Annotated in this window: 17 protein-coding genes and 4 pseudogenes; 4 read left to right on the forward strand and 17 right to left on the reverse strand. The window is 72.2% G+C overall.

The genetic code is table 11. The features are described from left to right. Positions 1-51 precede the first annotated feature (51 nt). Both ENC19_RS00225 and rpe read right to left on the reverse strand, forming a co-directional pair. The gene (locus ENC19_RS00225; protein WP_164445154.1) at positions 52-1,035 is read right to left on the reverse strand and encodes a response regulator; all 984 of its coding nucleotides are present in this window, start codon (positions 1,033-1,035) and stop codon (positions 52-54) included. A 1-nt stretch (position 1,036) separates the two neighbouring features. Next, a complete protein-coding gene (gene rpe / locus ENC19_RS00230; protein ID WP_093404294.1) occupies positions 1,037-1,717 on the reverse strand; it encodes a ribulose-phosphate 3-epimerase in 681 nt (226 codons plus the stop codon). Positions 1,718-1,963: 246 nt separating this feature from the next. Between rpe and ENC19_RS00235 the strand changes: the two genes are divergently transcribed. Both ENC19_RS00235 and ENC19_RS00240 read left to right on the forward strand, forming a co-directional pair. Further along, on the forward strand, positions 1,964-2,851 hold the full coding sequence (locus ENC19_RS00235; RefSeq protein WP_164445155.1) for a septum formation family protein: 888 nt from the start codon (positions 1,964-1,966) through the stop codon (positions 2,849-2,851). A gap of 85 nt (positions 2,852-2,936) precedes the next feature. Continuing rightward, a complete protein-coding gene (locus ENC19_RS00240) occupies positions 2,937-3,821 on the forward strand; it encodes a septum formation family protein (protein WP_164445156.1) in 885 nt (294 codons plus the stop codon). Between the two features lie 195 nt (positions 3,822-4,016). Here the strand turns inward: ENC19_RS00240 and ENC19_RS00245 are convergent, their stop codons facing one another. Both ENC19_RS00245 and ENC19_RS00250 read right to left on the reverse strand, forming a co-directional pair. Beyond that, entirely contained in the window at positions 4,017-4,211 is a 195-nt protein-coding gene (locus ENC19_RS00245; protein WP_093404304.1) for a DUF397 domain-containing protein, read from the reverse strand. After that, the gene (locus ENC19_RS00250) at positions 4,199-4,945 is read right to left on the reverse strand and encodes a DUF5753 domain-containing protein (protein ID WP_164445157.1); all 747 of its coding nucleotides are present in this window, start codon (positions 4,943-4,945) and stop codon (positions 4,199-4,201) included. Before ENC19_RS00250 ends, ENC19_RS00245 begins: the two co-directional genes overlap by 13 nt. Before the next feature lie 230 nt (positions 4,946-5,175). On the opposite strand from ENC19_RS00250, the gene ENC19_RS00255 reads away from it, so the two are divergent. Next, positions 5,176-5,475, forward strand: coding sequence for a hypothetical protein (locus ENC19_RS00255; protein ID WP_164445158.1), 300 nt, complete (start codon positions 5,176-5,178; stop codon positions 5,473-5,475). Next, positions 5,472-5,729 (forward strand): flavin reductase, encoded by a 258-nt coding sequence (locus ENC19_RS00260; RefSeq protein WP_164445159.1) that lies wholly within the window; start codon positions 5,472-5,474, stop codon positions 5,727-5,729. Before ENC19_RS00255 ends, ENC19_RS00260 begins: the two co-directional genes overlap by 4 nt. Before the next feature lie 77 nt (positions 5,730-5,806). Here ENC19_RS00260 and ENC19_RS00265 read toward each other — a convergent pair whose 3' ends face one another. The 13 genes and pseudogenes from ENC19_RS00265 to ENC19_RS00325 all read right to left on the reverse strand — a co-directional run bounded on the left by ENC19_RS00265 (position 5,807) and on the right by ENC19_RS00325 (position 19,281). Further along, complete coding sequence (locus ENC19_RS00265) at positions 5,807-7,240, reverse strand: RsmB/NOP family class I SAM-dependent RNA methyltransferase (protein WP_164445160.1); 1,434 nt, start codon at positions 7,238-7,240, stop codon at positions 5,807-5,809. Further along, positions 7,206-8,131: pseudogene (fmt, locus tag ENC19_RS00270) on the reverse strand (methionyl-tRNA formyltransferase). Before fmt ends, ENC19_RS00265 begins: the two are co-directional and overlap by 35 nt. A gap of 4 nt (positions 8,132-8,135) precedes the next feature. Next, the gene (gene def / locus ENC19_RS00275; protein WP_164445161.1) at positions 8,136-8,696 is read right to left on the reverse strand and encodes a peptide deformylase; all 561 of its coding nucleotides are present in this window, start codon (positions 8,694-8,696) and stop codon (positions 8,136-8,138) included. 81 nt (positions 8,697-8,777) lie between these two features. Further along, positions 8,778-9,758, reverse strand: coding sequence for an AAA family ATPase (locus ENC19_RS00280; RefSeq protein ID WP_164445162.1), 981 nt, complete (start codon positions 9,756-9,758; stop codon positions 8,778-8,780). A 270-nt stretch (positions 9,759-10,028) separates the two neighbouring features. Continuing rightward, positions 10,029-11,928, reverse strand: a pseudogene (locus ENC19_RS00285) (primosomal protein N'). Positions 11,929-11,993: 65 nt separating this feature from the next. Next, on the reverse strand, positions 11,994-13,187 hold the full coding sequence (gene metK / locus ENC19_RS00290; RefSeq protein ID WP_164445163.1) for a methionine adenosyltransferase: 1,194 nt from the start codon (positions 13,185-13,187) through the stop codon (positions 11,994-11,996). 87 nt (positions 13,188-13,274) lie between these two features. Beyond that, positions 13,275-14,485, reverse strand: a pseudogene (coaBC, locus tag ENC19_RS00295) (bifunctional phosphopantothenoylcysteine decarboxylase/phosphopantothenate--cysteine ligase CoaBC). 14 nt (positions 14,486-14,499) lie between these two features. Further along, complete coding sequence (gene rpoZ, locus ENC19_RS00300; protein WP_030335666.1) at positions 14,500-14,763, reverse strand: DNA-directed RNA polymerase subunit omega; 264 nt, start codon at positions 14,761-14,763, stop codon at positions 14,500-14,502. A 53-nt stretch (positions 14,764-14,816) separates the two neighbouring features. Beyond that, a complete protein-coding gene (locus tag ENC19_RS00305) occupies positions 14,817-15,350 on the reverse strand; it encodes a nucleoside/nucleotide kinase family protein (protein ID WP_164445164.1) in 534 nt (177 codons plus the stop codon). A gap of 25 nt (positions 15,351-15,375) precedes the next feature. Beyond that, positions 15,376-15,693, reverse strand: a complete 318-nt coding sequence (gene mihF / locus ENC19_RS00310; protein WP_007458370.1) for an integration host factor, actinobacterial type — start codon at positions 15,691-15,693, stop codon at positions 15,376-15,378. Positions 15,694-15,864: 171 nt separating this feature from the next. Continuing rightward, the gene (gene pyrF, locus ENC19_RS00315) at positions 15,865-16,701 is read right to left on the reverse strand and encodes an orotidine-5'-phosphate decarboxylase (RefSeq protein ID WP_164445165.1); all 837 of its coding nucleotides are present in this window, start codon (positions 16,699-16,701) and stop codon (positions 15,865-15,867) included. A gap of 149 nt (positions 16,702-16,850) precedes the next feature. Continuing rightward, positions 16,851-18,123, reverse strand: a pseudogene (locus ENC19_RS00320) (adenosylmethionine--8-amino-7-oxononanoate transaminase). Positions 18,124-18,240: 117 nt separating this feature from the next. Then, a complete protein-coding gene (locus ENC19_RS00325; protein ID WP_164445166.1) occupies positions 18,241-19,281 on the reverse strand; it encodes a quinone-dependent dihydroorotate dehydrogenase in 1,041 nt (346 codons plus the stop codon). Positions 19,282-19,327 lie beyond the last annotated feature (46 nt).

Below are 19,327 nucleotides of genomic sequence, written 5' to 3' on the forward strand. Positions count from 1 at the left end.
TACTGAGCAAAGTCTTACACGTCCGGCGGGGCACCGGGCCACCCGGGCGAGCTACTTCACATGACGGTGACCGGGGTCGGCGACACCGCGACGACGATCCACCGCCACGTACGAGCCGGGTTGGCTCTTCGCCACGGTCTTCATCTCGGAGGCGACCGTCATCGCCTCCAGCGGGTCGGTGATGCGCTTGTCGGTGTCGGAGATCGCGACCCCGATGGAGAGGGTGACCAGCGCCGCCCGGCGGATGTTGCCGCGCCGGTCCTTCAACTCCACGTAGCCGCGTTCCCGGTCGGTGGGATCGTAGAGGGCGTCCGCGGCCTTCTCGAAGTCCGCCGACACCCGCAGGGTGAGCGGCCGCACCTGCTCCGGCGTGCACACGAAGACGAAATCGTCACCGCCGACGTGGCCGAGGAAGGCCGGCGGCAGGGCCACCGCGACCACCGCCCGGTGCAGGCTGCGGGCCAGTGCCGAGATGAACCCGTCGCCCCGGACGAACCCGTACCGGTCGTTGACGCTCTTGAACCGGTCGATGTCGATGTAGCCGACGGCGTAGTCCGCGCCACCACGGACCCGGTCGGCGATCTCCCGGCGGATCCGGCTGTTGCCCGGCAGGCCGGTCAGCGGGGAGACCTCCCGGAACTCCTTGTTGCGCCGCAGCGTGGAGCTGACCCGGGCGACCAGCTCGGCGTTGTCGAAGGGCTTGACCAGGTAGTCGTCGGCGCCGGCGTTGAGCCCGTGGACCTTGTCCTGGGTCATTCCCTTGGCCGTCAACATGATCACCGGCAGGGCGGCGGTCATCGGGTCGGCGCGCAGGCGTCGGGTCAGTTCCAGCCCGTCCACCCGGGGCATCATCAGGTCGACCACGGCCAGGTCCGGCCGTTGGCGTTCGATCAGCTCCAGCGCCTCCTGGCCGTCGGCGGCGAGGATCACGTCGAAGCCCTGCAGACGCAGGTTGAACTCGACGAAGCGGGCGATGTCCTCGTCGTCGTCGACGACGAGGATCACGTCCTTGCGATCGTCGTCGGGGGTGTCCACGTCAGGCCCCGGCCGCCGCGCGCTCGGCCAGCCCGCGCAGCCGGCGTACCGCCTCGGCCGGGTCGTCGGCGCCGTAGACGGCGGTGCCGGCCACGAAGGCGTCGGCCCCCGCCGCGGCCGCCTGCTCGATGGTGTCGGCGGCGATCCCGCCGTCGACCTCGATGCGCAGCTCCAGGTGGCCGGCGTCGACGTGGCGACGCGCGGTGCGGACCTTGTCCAACAGCTGCGGGAGGAAGCGCTGCCCGCCGAACCCGGCCTTGATGGTCATGACCAGCAGCGTGTCGAAGCTGGGCAGCAGGTCGAGGTACGGCTCGATCGGGGTGTCCCGGTCGATCGCCAGCCCCGCCTTGGCACCGGCCGCCCGTAGGTCCCGGGCCAACGCCACCGGGTCGTCGCAGGCCTCGGCGTGGAAGGTGACGTTGTACGCCCCCGCGTCGGCGTAGCCGGGCGCCCAACGCTTCGGGTCGGTGATCATCAGGTGTACGTCGAAGGGCAGCTTGGTGGCGGCCCGCAGGCTCTGCACCACGGGCAGCCCGATGGTCAGGTTCGGCACGAAGTGGTTGTCCATGACGTCGACGTGCAACCAGTCCGCAGCGTCCTCGACGGCACGGACCTCCTCGGCGAGACGGGAGAAATCGGCGGCGAGGATGCTGGGCGCGACGATCGGCGGCGGTACGGTCACAGGGCCAGTGTACGAACGCGGCCAGCAGCCGCGGCAGCGTGCCAGCAACCGGGACACCCCGTGACCCGGAGGTGACCAATGGTGCAGAATGACCCCCTTCGGCACCGATGAAACGGAATGAAGCTCAGCTTCCACTGGCCAGACGACCGATTCGCGGCAACACTCCATCGGGGACGGTGACGTATCGTGCAGGCCGGTGGGCGCGGGAGCCGGCAGCCGGGCGGCAGCTCCCGGAAAGGGCGGACGATGCGACGGTGGCTCGCGGCACTGGCGCTGGCCAGTGTGGCTGCGATGGTGCTCAGCGGCTGCGTGCGGCCGGGCGGAACCGACGGCGATCTCACCGACGACTGGCAGACACTGCGGGCACCGACCATGTTCGTGCCGGCCACCGACGCCTGTCTGCCCCGGATCACCGCGGTGGTCCAGGCGGGCACCTACGAGACCGTGGACTGCGCTCGCAACCATCTCGCCGAGACGGTCCACGTCGGCACGTTCACCGACGCCGCCGCCGAGGGCGAACGCCCGGAACCGGAGTCGGCGGCGCTGCGTACCGCCCGCGCGGAGTGCGACCAGCGGGCGCGCCTGGTGCTCGGAGGTGACTGGCACACCGCCCGGTTGACGCTCAACATCTCGCTACCGTCGGCGCCGGCCTGGAACGGTGGTGCCCGCTGGTTCCGCTGCGACCTGAGCGAGACCGACAGCATCGACAACACCCGGCCGGTCAACCGCACCGGCAGCCTGCGCGGCGCACTGATCGGTGACTCACCGCTGGTGCACCGTTGCTTCGACCCGAAGCTCATCGGCGACAGCCTCAACTACATGGCCCCGGTGCTCTGCACCGAGCCGCACGGCGCCGAGTTCGTCGGCGTCTACGTCGAGCAGGACATGAGCTGGGAGCAGTTCGTCCGGTCGTCCGGCCAGGCCCACAAGCGGTGCATGGAGCTGATCGCCGCCTTCGCGGACGTGCCCAACAACGCCGACCTGCCCTACCGCGCCGGTTCCATCTTCTACCCGCCGTCACAGCGGGAGTGGGAGGAGGGCGACCGGGGGGTGCGGTGCATCCTGTGGAGCGACGACCGCAAGCTCACCGGCTCGATGCGCGGCGTGGGCCCGCAGGGACTGCCTGTCACCTGAGCACGGTGCGGAAACGGCTCGAACGGTCGCTGAGCCCGTGCCGTATGCTGCCGCTTCGACGGGCGGGAGCGGGAGGTCGACGGGGATGCGACGATGGCTGACCGGAGTCGCCCTGGCGACCGTGGTGGCGCTGGTGGCGACCGGCTGCACCAGGCCGGCCGGCACCGATGGTGATCTGGTCGACGACTGGGCGTCGATGGGCGCACCGGCGGTGTCCACGCCCGGCTCCGGCACCTGCCACGGGCAGCCGCAGGAGGTCGGCTACCTCAGCGCGTACGCACCGGTGGATTGCGCGCAGCCGCACCGGGCCGAAACCCTCCACGTCGGAACGCTCACCGAAGCGACCGGGGCCCGGCTGCCGGCGGTCGGCAGCAAGGGGATGCGCGCCGCGTTCGGCGAATGCGACCGCGAGGTCCGCGAGACACTGGGCGGCGACTGGCGCGGCGCCCGGATCGGGCTCACCGTCGTCCTACCCTCGCCGCAGGCGTGGACCGGTGGCGCCCGGTGGTTCCGCTGCGACGTCCACGAGCTGCGCGGGCTCGACACCCCGATACCGGTACGACGCACGGCCAGCCTGGCCGGTGCGCTGGACGGGTCGTCGCCGCTGCGGCACGGCTGCTTCAACGCCCGCACCGAGGGCGACGAGGTGACCGAGATGGTCGCCGTCAAGTGCACCGCGAAGCATCGGGCCGAGTTCGTGGGTCTGTGGCAGGCACCGGAGAGCATCTGGTCGGAGTTCCTGGAAAACCCGGGGCGGAGCCACCGCGGTTGCCGCAGCGCCATCGCCCGCTACGCCAAGGTGCCGGACGACGGCAACCTCCAGTACCGGGTCGGCACCATCTTCTACCACCCGTCGGAAGGCGAGTGGCGCAGCGGCAACCGGTCGGTGCAATGCTTCCTCTGGATGAGCGACCGCACCCTGACCCGATCGGTGAAGGGCGCCGGCACTCAAGCCCTCCCGATCACCTGAGCCACCGTCACCTGCCCCAGCCCCCAGCGATGGTCGCGGCACCACCGCGGTCGCGGCACCTCGCCGGGTGAATCTTGGACAGAATCCGTTAGCGAAGAACGGAAACTGTCCAAGATTTCAGCGTGGTACCCGAATCATCGGGCGATGGTGATGGGGGTTGCGTGGCTGCGCTCGCGATGAAGCGCCCGGGTCGGGTCAGGACCGGCCGGCGGCCCGGGCGACGAACGCCTGCCAGGCCGCTGGAGCGAAGACCAACGCCGGACCGGTCCGGTCCTTCGAGTCGCGGACACCGACGACGCCGGGAAGATTGTCGGCGACCTCGACACAGTCGCCACCGTTCGAGCTGCTACGGGTGCTTGTGCGCCACACGGCGCCGGTCAGGTCAGCCATGATCGTGCCTCAAGGAAGTCGATGGTCTGGCGGCGCGGCAGCGCCACCGAGCGCAGCGTATCCCAAATGGACCAGAGCGCGGCGGTGTCGTTGGTCAGCCGGCCGGCGGCCTGGTCGTCCAGGTACGCGACGTCGCCGTCCTCCGTCGTGGCGATGACGAACGGCCCCGCCTGCCCGGGGTGCAGGCCGGCGTCGAGCGGCAGTACGTGCAGCAGGATGTTGGGAGGCTGCGCCAACCGCACCAGGTGATCCAGCTGCGGGTGCATGATGTCCGGGGCGCCGCGACGAAGCGCGAACTCGTCGATGACCGCGACGAAGAGCGGCGGTTTGCGCCGTTCCAGGACCGACGACTGCCGGCGCATCCGGGTCTCGACGTAACCGGCCACCTCGTCCGGGGCGAGCAGGCCGCTGCTGAGCACCGCCGAGGCGTACTCGGGGGTCTGCAACAGGCCCGGGATGACCGCGACTTGAAAGGATCGCAGCGCGGTGGCCTGGAGTTCCGTCTCCACCCAGGGCCGGAGCCAGGACGGCTCGCGCCGCTTCAAAACGTCCGGCCAGATGTCCTCGATGTCCCGCCCTAGTGCCGCAGCCGCCGCCGCGCGGTGTCGGGGATGCGGCACGCGCCCCGGGGCAACCCACCGCGCGACCGTCTTGGGATCCACGCCTACCTGTTCGGCGAGACTCTCGGCGGTCTCTCCCGCGTCCGCCATGGCTGCCCTCAGCGCCTGATTCATGCCCGCCCTCCCACATGACGTCCTTGACGTCTGAAGAACCTATGCCTACGCCCTGTAGTCGTCCACATTCGCCACGCGATGGTTCTCGTGGGCGGCGCGTGCGGGCCTTGGGACGGCAATCCCGCTCGCCGGGTCGCCGGGGGTCGCCCCTGGGCGAGCAGACCGGGGCGACCCCCTCCAACCACGACGGAGGAGGCAACCATGTCCGTGCAGAAGCCGGCGCGTGGCAGGTGACCGGACGGGAGGGCGGAGCACCCCGGGTCCGTCCCGGCGTGTACCTCCTGGCCCGGGAAGCATCCCCGCAGTTCCACCAACCGATCCTGGTCCGGGTGATCCGGCACTTGGAACGCGCGACGTACGACGGGTGGGCCTGGGTCGACGTCTACCAGCTCGATCGGCACGGGGACGCGACGCAGCGGCGGGCGCTGTTCCTGCGGCCGGCGGGGATGCGGCCGGTGAACGTCCCGCCCGTCCCGTACGCCGAGCGTCGCTCCCGGCCCCGCTCCGGCGTCGCGAGCGTGACCGGATGAACGGCCGGATCGAGGCACACGTCCCGTCCCGCCCGACGTGGCGGTGCCGGGCCTGCGGGGTTGCCTGGCCCTGCTCGCCGGCGAAGCTGAATCTGCTCGCCGTGTACCGGGAGGACAAGCCGGCGCTCATGGTGCACCTGGTGGAGTTGCGCGAAGAGGCCGCCGAGCAGCTTGCCGGGCTGGAGCCCGGCGGACAGTTCCCGGATCTGCACCGACGGTTCACGGATTGGGTTCCCGTCCGGTCCGCCGAATAGCCACCCGCCCCGGGCGCTGCGGCTCTTCCCCCGACCGCCGCGCCCGAGGCGGGTCCGGGCGGCGACGGGCTCGCGGCTCAGGTGCGGCGGAGCAGGGCGAGGAACATGGCGTCGGTGCCGTGCCGGTGCGGCCACAACTGCACCGTCGGCCCGTCGCCAAGCCCCGGCATGCCGGCCGGCAGCACCGTACGGGCGTCGACGAAGTCGACCGGCACGCCGCTGCGGCGGGCCGCCTCGGTCACCGTCACGTGCGTCTCCACCGTGTGCGGCGAACAGGTCACGTAGGCCACCACCCCACCCGGCCGGGCCGCCCGCAGCCCGGCGGCGAGCAACTCACGCTGCAACCGGGTCAGGGCGGACAGGTCGGACGGCTGACGCCGCCAGCGCGACTCCGGGCGGCGGCGCAGCGAGCCGAGCCCGGTGCACGGCGCGTCGACGAGCACCCGGTCGAAGTGTTCCTCCGGCAGTTTCGGCTCGGTGCCCACCAGCCGGCCGTCGGTGTTCAGCACGGTCACCGGCAGCCCTCGGGTGGCACCGGCGACCAGCCGGGCCCGGTGCTCGGCCACCTCCACGGCGGTCAGTCGGGCGTCCCGCTGCACGGCGAGGGCACCGAGCAGACCCGACTTGCCGCCCGGGCCGGCGCACAGGTCGAGCCATCGGCCGTCCGGGCCGTCCACCGGTGCCAGGGCGAGCGCGTTCGCGACCAGTTGGGAGCCCTCGTCCTGGACGTGGGCCCGGCCGTCGGCCACCGCCGCCAGCTCACCCGGCGCGCCACCGGCGAGGTAGACCGCGTACGGCGAGAAGGCACCGGGCGCGCCGCCCACCTCGTCGGCGAGGTCGACCGGGTCAATCAGGCCGGGCCGGGCACACAGGTGCACCGGCGGCCGCTCGTTGTCCTCGATCAGCAGGCGGGTGGTCTCGCCGAGGTCACCACCGAGCGCCTCGTTGAAGGCCCGCACGATCCACTGTGGATGGCTGTAGGCCAGCGCGAGGTGACCGATCGGGTCGCTCTCGACCGCCGGTGCCAGTCGGGTCACCCATTCGTCGAGGTCGCGGGTGGCGACCTCGCGCAGCACCGCGTTGGCGAAACCGGTGGCACCCTGACCGACCGCCCGGACCAGGTCGACGGTGGCGGAGACCGCCGCGTGCGCCGGCACCCGGGTGTGCAGCAGCTGGTACGCGCCGATGCGCAGCGCGTCGCGGACCGGCGGGTCGATCCGCTGCACGTCCCGTCCGGCCGCGGCGGTCAGGACCGCGTCGAGCGTGCCGAGATGACGCAGGGTGCCGTAGGTCAGTTCGGTGGCGAAGGCGGCGTCCCGGCCGAACAGTCCCGCGTCGGTCAGGATCGCCGGCAGCACCAGGTTGGCGTACGCGTCGTCGCGGTGCACCGCCGCGACCGCCTCGTACGCCGCGTACCGTGGCCGGTCGACCGGCGGCCGCCCGCGACGCTCTCCGCTGCGGCGGGCGGCGGTCTCCTCACGCGAACTCCTCCCCGGCGCCGACCCGGGCACCGCGCGCCCAGTCGGTCGCCGGCATGGCCCGCTTGCCGGCCGCGCGCACCTCGCCGAGGCGCACCGGGACGGTGGCCGTGCCGGCCAGCACCCGCGCCTTCTCCACGAGCAGCTCACCGGGCTTGAGGTCGGGCGCGTCCGGTGCCGGGTGACCGGGCCGAGCTTCACCCGCTCGTCCCGGAAGGTCGTCCACGGCCCGGGAGCCGGGGTGCAGGCCCGGATGCGCCGGTCCACCGCGAAGGCCGGGTCACCCCAGCGCACCCGGGCGTCCTCCACGGTCAGCTTCGGGGCCAGCGAGACTCCGTCGGCCGGCTGCGGCTCGGCCCTGGCGGTGCCGTCCTCCAGCGCGTCAAGCACCGCGACCAGCAGTCCGGCGCCGCTGTGCGCCAAGCGCTCCAGCAGGTCACCGGAGGTGTCCCCGGGCCGGATCTCGTCGGTGAGCGTGCCGTAGACCGGGCCGGTGTCCAGCCCCTCCTCCAAGTGGAAGACGCTGGCTCCGGTCAGCTCGTCGCCGTGCAGTACCGCGTGCTGCACGGGTGCGGCGCCCCGCCAGGCCGGCAGCAGCGAGAAGTGCAGGTTCACCCAGCCGTGCCGGGGAATCTCCAGCGCGACCGGCGGCACCAGCGCGCCGTAGGCGACCACCGGAACGCAGTCCGGCGCCAGCTCGCGCAGCCGGTCCAGGAACTCCGGCTCACGCGGACGCGCCGGGGTCAGCACCTCGACACCCCGCTCGTCGGCCCAGGCGCCGACCGGGGAGCGGACCAGCCCCCGACCACGCCCGGCGGGCGCGTCCGGCCGGGTGACCACGGCGACCAGCTCGTGCCGGGAGTCGGCTACGGCGGCCAGGGCCGGAACGGCGACGGCCGGCGTACCAGCGAAGATCACCCGCACCCGGTCACCGCCCCAGACCGAAGGGGCTGCCGGCGGCGTGCGGGCTCAGCTTGACCGTCGGCGGGGCGGCGGCGTCGTACCACTCGGCCTGACGGATCGCCTTCATCGCCTCCTTGCGACCGGCCGGATCCAGCCGGTCGAGGAAGAGCACCCCGTCGAGGTGGTCGGTCTCGTGCTGCACGCAGCGGGCCATCAACCCGGTGCCGACGATCTGCATCGGGTCGCCGTAGCCGTTGAAGCCCTTGGCGATCACGTTCTGCCGGCGCTTGGTGTCGAAGTAGAGCCCGGGAATGGACAGGCACCCCTCCGGGCCGTCCTGCTCCTCCTCGTCGGGAAACTCCAGCACCGGGTTCACCAGGTGGCCGAGCACGTCGTCGACGTCGAAGGTGAACACCCGCAGGCCCACACCCAGTTGCGGCGCGGCGAGACCGGCGCCGCCCTGCTCACGCATGGTGTCGGTCAGGTCCTCGACGAGCTTGCGCAGCTCGACGTCGAAGTCGACCACCGGATCGGCCGGCGTGCGCAGCACCGGATCCCCGAACAGACGGATGGGCTGGACGGTCACGCGGGTTGGCTCCTTCACGGCGGGACGGTAGTGCCGTACCAGTCTACGGACTGCCGGTGGCCGCGCCGGCCGGCGGCAGGCTCAGCCGGCGGGACTCTCGCCGGCGAGCACCGCGTCGCCGGCGAGCAGGGCGTGCTCGGGCAGCGGCAGGTGCAGGTCGTGGGCCGCCTCCCAGTCGTGGATCACGCTGGGGCGGGCCTGCGCGACGAAGTAGTCGATCGCGCTCACCCCACCGACCACCGGCTCCTCGACCTCGGCGACCAGCCGGCCCGCCACCAGCCGGGAGCCGCTGCGCAGTGCGGCGCTGAGTCGGCGGTGCCCGTTGACCACGAAGAAGTACTCGCCGGTGTACCCGATCTCCAGGGGCTCCAGGCCGGTCTCACCGTCGGCGGCGGCCTCGCTGGCGTGGGTCGGGTCCCACATGCCGCGCAACCCGGTGATGTCCTCGGTCGGGTAGACCCGGCCCGGGTCGAGCAGCAGCAGCGGCGGGGTACCACGCAGCACCTCCGGCGCCAGCCGCCCCTCGTACGCGTCGACGATGCGTTCGATCACCTCGTCGGCGGACGCCCGGGTGGTGTCGCAGATCAGGTCGTAGTTACGCAGCCGGGCCTTGTCCACGCCGTACCGGACCAGGAACCGGCCACGCTCGCTCTCGCTGCGTTCCCTGAGCTTCGCCTTCGCCTCGTCGAGTGAGGTGTAGCTCTCGGCCGGCCCGGAGGGGCGCAGCAGGACCCGGCGGGCGGCCTCCCCCGGCTCGGTGATCATGTGCACCTTGAGGGCGTCGGTGAAGAAGTGCCAGGCCAGCCGGGAGTCCATGACCAGGCTCTCCCCGGAGGCGGCGATGTCGCGCTGGAGCTGGTCGACATAGCCGTCGACGGCCTGGTCCAGCTCGGCGTGCAGATTCAGCTGGAGCGCGGTCATCTGCCGCTCCTGGGCCATCTTCCGGTAGAGGTCACCGACGCTGACCCGGCGCAGGCCGAGCCGCTTGGCGATCTCGACGGAGACGGTGCTCTTCCCGCTGCCCAGGTCACCGTTGAAGACGATCGACTGACGAACGGTCACGACTTGTCCACCCCTGATCACCGGCCGGTTGAGATCATCGATTGCCGCGCCGGACCGACGCGGTACCCGCAGTCGTCGCGCCGCCCTCGGACATCTCCAGCCCGACCTGGAGTCGCCGTACGCACCGGCATGACGGGCGATGCTACCACCCCGTGCGGGCCGACCTCCGGGACGCGACCCTGAGCGGGCGAGTCGATACTCACAGTCATGATCGGGTAACATATCGCATCGATTGGGACACCAACCGGTACCCTCCGTCACCGACTGCGGTCAGAACAGCGCGAGCGGATCGACCTGGATGCGGACCGGTTCGGCCGCCTTGCGGGCGCTGCGCACCCCGGCCGCCGCGTGCAGCGCACCGGCCATGGCGGCGGCCCTGGCCCTGGGCACCCGTACCAACATCCGCTCCCGCTCGCCGTCGGCCGGCACCGGACCGAGCAGCTCGGCCCCGTCGGGCAGCCGTGCCTGCGCCAACAGGTCGGCGACCGCCACCGGCAGGCCCGTCACGCTGGCCATCCGCATCGCCGGGGAAAGCCCAGCTCCCGCCGCTCGGCCAGCCGCGGGCCGCGAACCAACCGGCGTCCCAGCGCAGCAGCGCCTGCACCGGTGCGAGCGCCCCGTCGGCGACCACCACCACCCGCCCCGGCGGAGGCCGGCCGGGCCAGGGCCGCGGCGGCCGTCCAGCGGCGCAGCGCCTCCTCCCCGGCCCGCAGGTCGGCACGGGTCAGCAACGCCCAGGTGTCCAGCAACAGGACCGCGCCGTAACCGTTGGTCGCCACCGGCTCGGCGCCCGGGGTCGCGATCACCAGACCGGCGCCACCGGGGACGTCGGCCAGCACCTCCCGGCCGGAGGTGCGCACCGGCACCCCGGGAAGGCCCGCCCCAACTCCTCGGCGGTCCGCCGGGCACCGGTGACCGAGGCCCGCAGCCGCCGCCCGCCACACCGGGGACAGGCGTACGCGGCAGCGATCCGGGCGCACCAGCGGCAGGCGGCGACCCGCCGGCCGACGGCAACGCGAGTGGGCCGGCGCAGTGCGGGCAGCGGGCCGGGGTGCGGCAGTCGGCGCAGGCCACCGAGGGCAGGTAGCCGCGCCGAGGCACCTGCACCAGGACCGGTGCCTCCGCGCGCAGTGCCTCCCGGGCGGCGGTCCAGGCCAGACTCGGCAGCCGGGCGGTCGCCGCACCGGATCGCGGGCCAGTTGCGGGTCGTCGCCGGTCGGCACGATCGCTGGGGTACGCGCCCGCAGCACCGCCCGGTCGGCGATCACCTCGCGGGCCCAGCCGGTCTCGACGAGCAACTGCGCCTCGGCGGTCCGGGCGTGGCCGCCGACGAGTGCGCCGGCCTCCGCCAACTGGGCCGGTGAGCAGCACCTCGCGGGCGTGCGGGTAGGGGCTCGCGGCTCGGCGTGCAGATCGTCACCGTCGTCCCAGATGGCCACCAGACCCAGCCGGTCGACCGGGGCGAACATGGCCGCCCGGGTGCCGATCACCACCGGGGCGTCGCCGCGACGGGCCGCCAGGAACGCCCGGTACCGCCGTGCCGGACCGAGGGCGGCCGACAGGCAGACGTGCCGGCCCGCGCCGAGCCGCGCGGTCAGCGCGGCGTCGAGCCGATCCAGGTCACGCCCGTCGGCGACCACCACCAGTGCCCCCGGCCGGCGGCCACCGTGGCGGCGACGGCGGTGGCGTAGCGAGCCGCCCAGTCCTCCCCGGCAGCGCCGACCACACCGCCCGGGAGAGCGCCCGTCGGCCAGCGCCCGCAGCAGCGCCGGCCCGGCCGGGTAGTCGCGCCACCCTCCGGCTCCGGCGAACCTGGCGGATCGGTGGGTGCCGCGTCGCTTCGCGGGGCGTCGGCGGTGGCCTCCTTCTCCACCCGGGCGTGCCGGGGTGGCACCGCCAGCCGCAGCACGTCGGCCAGGCTGCCGGCGTACCGGTCGGCGACGACCCGGGCCAGCCGGGCCACCTCCGGGGCGAGCACCGGCACCGCAGAGACGACCTTGTCCAGGTACGCCAGCTTGGGGTGGTCGGATCGTTCGGTCCGCTCCAGCAGCCAGCCGTCGACGAGTTGACCGGCGAAGCGCACCTTGACCCGTACGCCCGGCACGGCGTCGGCGGAGAGCGCCTGCGGTACCAGGTAGTCGAAGGGACGGTCCAGGTGGGCCAGGGGCACGTCGACGCAGACACGGGCGACCGGCGACCCGTCAGCGGGCCGCCGGTCGTCACGCCGGGTGGTTGTCAGGCTCCGGCGGCCGACTTGAGGTCGGCGGCGCGGTCGGTGGACTCCCAGGTCAGCTCGGGCAGTTCGCGGCCGAAGTGGCCGTAGGCGGCGGTCCGGGAGTAGATCGGCCGCAGCAGGTGCAGATCCCGGATGATGGCGGCCGGACGCAGGTCGAAGATCTCGGTGACCGCCTTCTCGATCGAGGCCACCGGCACCGTCTCGGTACCGAACGTCTCCACGAACAGGCTCACCGGGTGCGCCTTACCGATCGCGTACGCCACCTGCACCTCGCACCGCTCCGCCAGACCGGCGGCCACCACGTTCTTGGCCACCCAGCGCATCGCGTACGCGGCCGACCGGTCGACCTTCGACGGGTCCTTGCCGGAGAAGGCCCCACCACCGTGGCGGGCGTAGCCACCGTAGGTGTCCACAATGATCTTCCGCCCGGTCAGACCCGCGTCACCCATCGGGCCACCGATCTCGAACCGACCGGTCGGGTTCACCAGCAGCCGGTAGCCCTCGGTGTCCAGACCCAGGCTCTCCAACTCCGGAGCGATGACGTGGTCCCGCACGTCCGGGGTGAGCAGCGACTCCAACGAGATGTCCGCGGCGTGCTGGCTGGACACCACCACCGTGTCCAGGCGCACCGGCCGCAGACCGTCGTACTCGATGGTGACCTGCGTCTTGCCGTCCGGACGCAGGTACGGCACCGTGCCGTCCTTGCGGACCGCGGCCAGCCGACGCGCCAACCGGTGCGCCAGCGCGATCGGCAACGGCATCAGCTCGGGCGTCTCCGAGCAGGCGAACCCGAACATCATGCCCTGGTCACCGGCACCCTGCGCGTCCAACGCGCTCTCCGATGACCCGGTCCGCAACTCGAACGCGTTGTCCACGCCCTGCGCGATGTCCGGCGACTGGGAGCCGATCGAGACACTGACCCCACACGACGCCCCGTCGAACCCCTTCTTCGACGAGTCGTAACCGATACCCAGGATCGTCTCCCGCACGATCGTCGGGATGTCGGCGTACGCCTTCGTCGTCACCTCACCGGCGACGTGCACCTGACCGGTGGTGATCAATGTCTCCACCGCCACGCGACTGTGCGGATCCTGCGTCAACAAGGCATCGAGAATGCCGTCACTGATCTGATCGGCGATCTTGTCCGGGTGGCCTTCCGTGACCGATTCGGACGTGAAGAGGCGGCGTGTCACGGTACTCCTAAGTCTTGGACGTCGTTCCGCAGCAGTCTAGTCACCAACCGTCGACGGCATCGTCCACGGTCGTCTCGGGCCCAGCCGTCAGGAGGAGTTACCGGCCAACCGGGCGACCACCAGGTCCCACACCCCGTCGGCGAGCTCCTCCTTGGACCGCTCGGGCATCCGGCTGACCGAGCCGTCCACGCTGATGACCGTGGCCGCGTTGGTCTCGGCGCCGAAGACCTTGTCCGGCCCGACCTCGTTGATGACGATGAGGTCGGCCCGCTTACGGGCCAGCTTGGCCCGTCCGTTGGCCTCGGCGTCGCTGGTCTCGGCGGCGAACACCACCAGCACCTGCTCCGGCCGACGACGCTGACCCAGCTCGGCGGCGATGTCCGGGTTGGTCACGAGCTCGATGGTGGGTGCGGTGCCGTCGTCCGACTTCTTGATTTTGCCAGGCGTGTACGTCGCCGGGCGGAAATCGGCCGGAGCCGCCGCCATCACCACCACGTCGGCGTCCACCGCCGCCTTCAGCGTGGCCTCCCGCAGTTCCCCGGTCGTACCCACGCGGATCAGATCCGCACCGGCCGGGTCGGGCAGTGCGACGTTGGCCGCGATCAGCGTGACCCGGGCACCACGGGCGAGGGCGGCCCGGGCGAAGGCGTAGCCCTGCTTGCCGGACGACCTGTTGCCCAGGAAGCGCACCGGGTCCAGCGGTTCCCGGGTGCCACCGGCGGTGACCACCACCCGCCGGCCGGTCAGGTCGGCCGGCGCGTCGACGCCGCGGGCCAGGACGCGGCGGGCGACGGCGAAGATCTCCGTCGGCTCCGGCAGCCGGCCCTTGCCGGTGTCGACGCCGGTGAGTCGCCCCACGGCCGGCTCGACGACCCGACCCCTCGGGCCCGTAGCGTCGCGACGTTGGCGACGGTGGCGGGGTGCTCCCACATCTCGGTGTGCATGGCCGGCGCCAGCAGCACCGGGCAGCGAGCGGTGAGCAGGGTGTTGCTGAGTAGGTCGTCGGCGAGGCCGTGGGCCGCGCGGGCCAGCAGGTCGGCGGTGGCGGGCGCGACCACCACCAGGTCGGCCTGCTGACCGAGGCGCACGTGCGGCACCTCGTGCACGTCGGACCAGACGTCCTCGGCGACCGGTTGCCCGGAGAGCGCCGCCCAGGTCGGCGCGCCGACGAAGCGCAACGCGGCCGCGGTGGGCACCACCCGCACCTGGTGGCCCGACTCGGTGAACAGGCGCAGCAACTCGCACGCCTTGTAGGCGGCGATCCCGCCGCCGACGCCGAGGACGATCCGGGCGTTCATCGACGCGCGGGAGATTACGGCTGGTCGGTCGGCTCTGCGGTGAGCAGGCCCGAGTTGATCTCGCGCATCGCGATGGAGAGCGGCTTCTCCTGGGGGGTGGTCTCGACAAGCGGGCCGACGTACTCCAGCAGGCCCTCACCGAGCTGGCTGTAGTAGGCGTTCACCTGACGGGCGCGCTTGGCCGCGAAGATGACAAGCGCGTACTTCGACGTCGTCTTCTCCAGGAGCTCGTCGATCGGCGGGTTGGTGATGCCTTCGGGGTTGGCGATGGATCCCACGGATGAACCTCTGCGTCTTTCGCACGGACCGCGCGTGCGCGCGGTGCCGGCGCTCAACCGCGCGGACGCGGCCGGGCCGGAGCCAGGAAGGAAGAACCGATGAATCCTACCAGTTCGTCCACGACCCGCTCGATGCGGTCGTGCGACACGCTGAGGTCGACGGCCGCCACCACGGCCGGGCCCGGCAGCCGACCGGGCGGATGGAGCAGGACGAGTCGCGCCCCCGGCCACCCCGCCCGGACCAGCAACGCCCCGGCCAGGTCCAACGCGAGCAGCACCGGCTGCCCGGCGGCGAGCCGGCGGCGCAGCGGGGTGATCTCCGTGCCGCGCCGGTACCCGCCGAGCCGGCTCCATTCCAGCAGTTCGCCCTCGGCGAGCTGACGGTCGAACTCCTCCGACGTGACGAAGTGTCGGTGGACGCCGTCCAGTTCGCTGCTCCGGCGGGGCCGGGTGGTGACCGTGATCGGCGTCCACACTGACGGAGAACGCGCCCGGATCAGCTCGACGACACTCTCCCTGCCGGCACCGGATGGGCCGGCCAGGACAGTGAGCCGAGCCGCCGGGCGCGCCTCGTCATCCAAGCTCACTGCTTGTTTCTACCCGCAGTCGTGCTCAGTTGGCGGCGAACTCCCCAAGCAGGGCCTTGCGCTGCTGCTCGCCGAGGCCACGCAGCCGGCGGCTGTCGGCAATCTTGAGCTTCTCCATGATTTGAGTAGCCCGGATCTTGCCGATGCCCGGCATGGCCTGCAGCACGGCCGACACCTTGAGCTTGCCGACGACATCGTCGGACTCGGCCCGCTCAAGAACGGCTCCGAGGGTGGTCTTGCCCTGCTTGAGCTGCTCCTTCAGCTCGGCACGGGCTTTGCGGATCTCCGCAGCCTTCTCCAGCGCGGCTGCGCGCTGCTCGGGGGTCAGTGACGGGAGCGGCACCAGTTCTCCTCAGGTCCCTATCGCGACGGGCGGGACGCGCCGCCGCATCTGTGAAACGTGGTGTCGCTGTGAACCAAGGGGTTCCCAGCGCGGGGAAAACTAGCGGTCAACGGAGCTTTCGGCAACGTGGGCGCGCGATGATCACCACAAAGTGACCGAGTCATCAGTCAGTCACGACATTGCCAGGACCGCCCGACACTCGGCCACGGCGCGGTCCGCGGCGGCTCGCAACGCCGCCGGATCGGGCCCGGCGCCCAGCACCTCACGGGAGTACGCGGGCAGCACGGCCGGCACCGCGGGGCCGAAGACGACCCGCAGATCCGCCGCCGTGGCACCCTGCGCGCCGAGGCCGGGTGCGAGCAGTGGGCCGTTCACCGCCGAGAGGTCGCAGTCGGTCTTCCCGACCGTCGCGCCGATCACGGCACCGATGCTCCCGATCGGCTCAGCACCCGCGTTGAGCTGGGAAATCTCGTCAAGAACGGTCTGCGCGACGGTTCGTCCGTCGGCGCTGCGCGCCCGCTGCACCGAGGCACCCTCGGGGTTGGAGGTGAGCGCCAGGACGAAGACGCCACCGCCGTGCTCGGCAGCCAGCTCGAACATCGGCGCCAGCGAGCCGACCCCCAGGAAGGGGCTCGCGGTCACCGCGTCGACATACATGGGGCTGGATGGATCAAGGTAGGCCGACGCGTACGCGCGGACCGTCGAGCCGATGTCGCCGCGCTTGGCGTCGAGCAGAACGAGCGAGCCGAGATTTCGTAACTGTCGGATAGTTGACTCAAGGACCGCCATCCCTTGAGACCCGAACCGCTCGAAGAACGCCGACTGGGGCTTGACCACCGCAACCCGGTCACCAAGGGCGTCCACGACGGTCCGGGCGAATCGATCGAGCCCGGCCACATCGTCGCCAAGACCCCACTGCGCCAGCAACGCCGGATGTGGGTCGATCCCCACGCAGAGCGGGCCGCGCTCGTGCATCGCCCGGTGCAGCCGGGCGCCGAAGCTCTCCATAGCCAGTACCTTCCTCTCGTGCTGTGCCGGATTTGCACCGTTCACGCCTACTCAGCAGGCTCGGTTCAAACCCCGGCCGGGTTACTCCAATTCCCGGCACCTGCCGAGCACGGCTACTCAAATCGAGCCGAGCGTCGGCGACCGCCTACTCAGCCCACCGCGATCGCTGCCGCGACACCCGTCACCAGGGTCGCCAGGTCGGCGTCCGTGGTGACGTACGGCGGCATCGTGTAGACCAGGTTCCGGAACGGCCGCAGCCACACCCCCTGGGCCACCGCGGCGGCCGTGGCCGCGCCGACATCCACCTCGTGGTCCAGTTCGACCACGCCGATGGCGCCGAGCACGCGCACGTCCACCACGCCCGGCGCGCCGCGCAGCGGCGTCAGCCGACCGCAGCCCCCGATCGAGCCGCGCCACCTGACCGGACCAGTCCCCGGCCCGCAGCAGGCCCAGCGACGCGTTGGCGACCGCGCAGGCGAGCGGGTTGCCCATGAACGTCGGGCCGTGCGCGAGCACGCCGCCGGCGCGGATGCCCCGCGCGACCTCGGCGGTGCACAGCGCCGCGGCCAGGGTGAGGTAGCCGCCGGTGAGCGCCTTGCCGACGCAGAGCACGTCCGGGGTGACTCCGGCGTGTTCGGCGGCGAACATCGTCCCGGTACGGCCGAAACCGGTGGCGATCTCGTCGAAGATCAGCAGCACTCCGTGTGCCCGGGTCACCTCGCGCAGCACCCGCAGATAGTGCGGATGGTGGAAGCGCATCCCGCCCGCGCCCTGCACCACCGGCTCCACGATCACGGCGGCCAGTTCGTGGGCGTGCCGCTCGACCGCGTCGATCAGCGCCGCCTCGTACGCCGGGTCCGGCGGGCTGTCGAAGCCGCCCGGCGGTACCGGGGCGAAGACCTGTCGCGGCAGCACGTCCCCCCAGAGGTGGTGCATGCCGCCCTCGGGGTCGCAGACGCTCATCGGATGGAAGGTGTCGCCGTGGTACCCGCCCCGCCACGTGCCCAACCGGTGCCGCCGCGGCCGGCCGGTGGCCCGCTGGTACTGCAGGCACATCTTCACGGCGACCTCGACACTCACCGAACCGGAGTCGGCCAGGAACACGTGCTCCAGCCCGTCGGGCGTCAGCTCGACCAGGGTGCGAGCCAGTTCCACGGCCGGCGCGTGGGTCAGCCCGCCGAACATGACGTGACTCATCCGGCCCACCTGGTCGACCACGGCCGCGTCCAGGACCGGGTGCCGGTAGCCGTGGATCGCCGCCCACCAGGAGGACATCCCGTCGATCAGCTCACGGCCGTCGGCCAGCCGCAGCCGCACCCCCTCGGCGCTGTCCACCAGGTACGGCGCCACCGCCGGCGGCAACGCCGCGTACGGATGCCACACGTGCGCCGCGTCGGCGGCAAGCACCTCCTCCGGCGTCATCAGCCCTCCTTGTGCCCCCCTTTGCTCTGCTTCACCGGACGCACGACGGCTGCGCCGAAACCGTTGCGTGGGGTGAAGCAGAGCAAAGGCAGTGGTGAGTAGGTGGTGTCCGTGTCGTCAGGCTCCGGTCGTGGCCGGACGTACGGCACCGGCGGCCGCGCGGGCGACGGCGCGGGGCAGCGCCGGGCCACGGTAGATGAAGCCGGTGTAGAGCTGCACCAGGCTGGCACCGGCGTCGAACATCCGGGTCGCGTCGTCGGGATCGACGATGCCACCCACCCCGATCACCGGCAGTCGCCCGCCCGTCTCGGTGTGCACGAAGGCGACCACCTGCCGCGCCCGGTCGGCCAGGGGACGGCCGGAGAGCCCACCGGCCTCGCCGGAGCGCCCCCGGTCGGCCGGAGCCAGCCCGTCCCGTCCGAGGGTGGTGTTCGTGGCGATCACTCCGGCGGCGCCTCGCGACAGGCACACCTCGAGCAACTCGGCGATGGCCGGCTCGGTGAGGTCGGGGGCGATCTTCACCAGCACCGGCTTCTCCCCCACCAACGCCGCCAGCAGCGCGTCAAGGTGCTCCCGGTCCTGCAACGCGCGCAGCCCCGGGGTGTTCGGTGAGGAGACGTTGACCGCGAAGTAGTCACCGTGATCGCGCAGCGCGCGGTAGGACTCCCGGTAGTCCTCCACCGCGTCCTCCAGGGCCGTCACCTTCGACTTGCCCAGCGAGATGCCCAGCGGTACGCCGAGCGGACGTGGCAGCGCCGCGAGCCGGTCCGCCAGCGCCTGCGCCCCGGCGTTGTTGAAACCCATCCTGTTGATCACAGCCTCGCTGTCGACCAGCCGGAACAGCCGGGGCCGGGGATTGCCCGGCTGCGGACGCGCCGTCACCGTGCCGACCTCGACGAAACCGAAGCCCAGCGCCGGCCACGCCGGCAGCGCCACCCCGTCCTTGTCCATCCCGGCGGCCAGCCCGACCGGATTGGCGAACCGCACTCCGAACACGGTGCGCGGCGCCGCCACCGCGTACCGGGCCCGCACCGCCGCCAGCGCCACCGGCATCCGGGACAACGTGGCCAACCGCCGCAGGGTGAACTCGTGCGCCGCCTCCGCGTCCCCGCCCCCGATCCGAAACAACCCCCGCCGCACGGTCCCCTCGAAGATCACGCCCCCCCTCCCCGAACCCACGCGTCGATCATGAAGTTGTTGTCCC

Origin of the sequence: Verrucosispora sioxanthis (assembly GCF_010560025.1) — a bacterium.
GTDB lineage: Bacteria > Actinomycetota > Actinomycetes > Mycobacteriales > Micromonosporaceae > Micromonospora > Micromonospora palythoicola.

Coding starts and splice junctions, on each gene's coding strand:
- ENC19_RS00235 (WP_164445155.1), top strand. CDS start 1,964: ATGCGACGGTGGCTCGCGGCACTGGCGCTGGCCAGTGTGGCTGCGATG.
- ENC19_RS00240 (WP_164445156.1), top strand. CDS start 2,937: ATGCGACGATGGCTGACCGGAGTCGCCCTGGCGACCGTGGTGGCGCTG.
- ENC19_RS00245 (WP_093404304.1), bottom strand. CDS start 4,211: ATGGCTGACCTGACCGGCGCCGTGTGGCGCACAAGCACCCGTAGCAGC.
- ENC19_RS00250 (WP_164445157.1), bottom strand. CDS start 4,945: ATGAATCAGGCGCTGAGGGCAGCCATGGCGGACGCGGGAGAGACCGCC.
- ENC19_RS00260 (WP_164445159.1), top strand. CDS start 5,472: ATGAACGGCCGGATCGAGGCACACGTCCCGTCCCGCCCGACGTGGCGG.
- pyrF (WP_164445165.1), bottom strand. CDS start 16,701: ATGGAGAGCTTCGGCGCCCGGCTGCACCGGGCGATGCACGAGCGCGGC.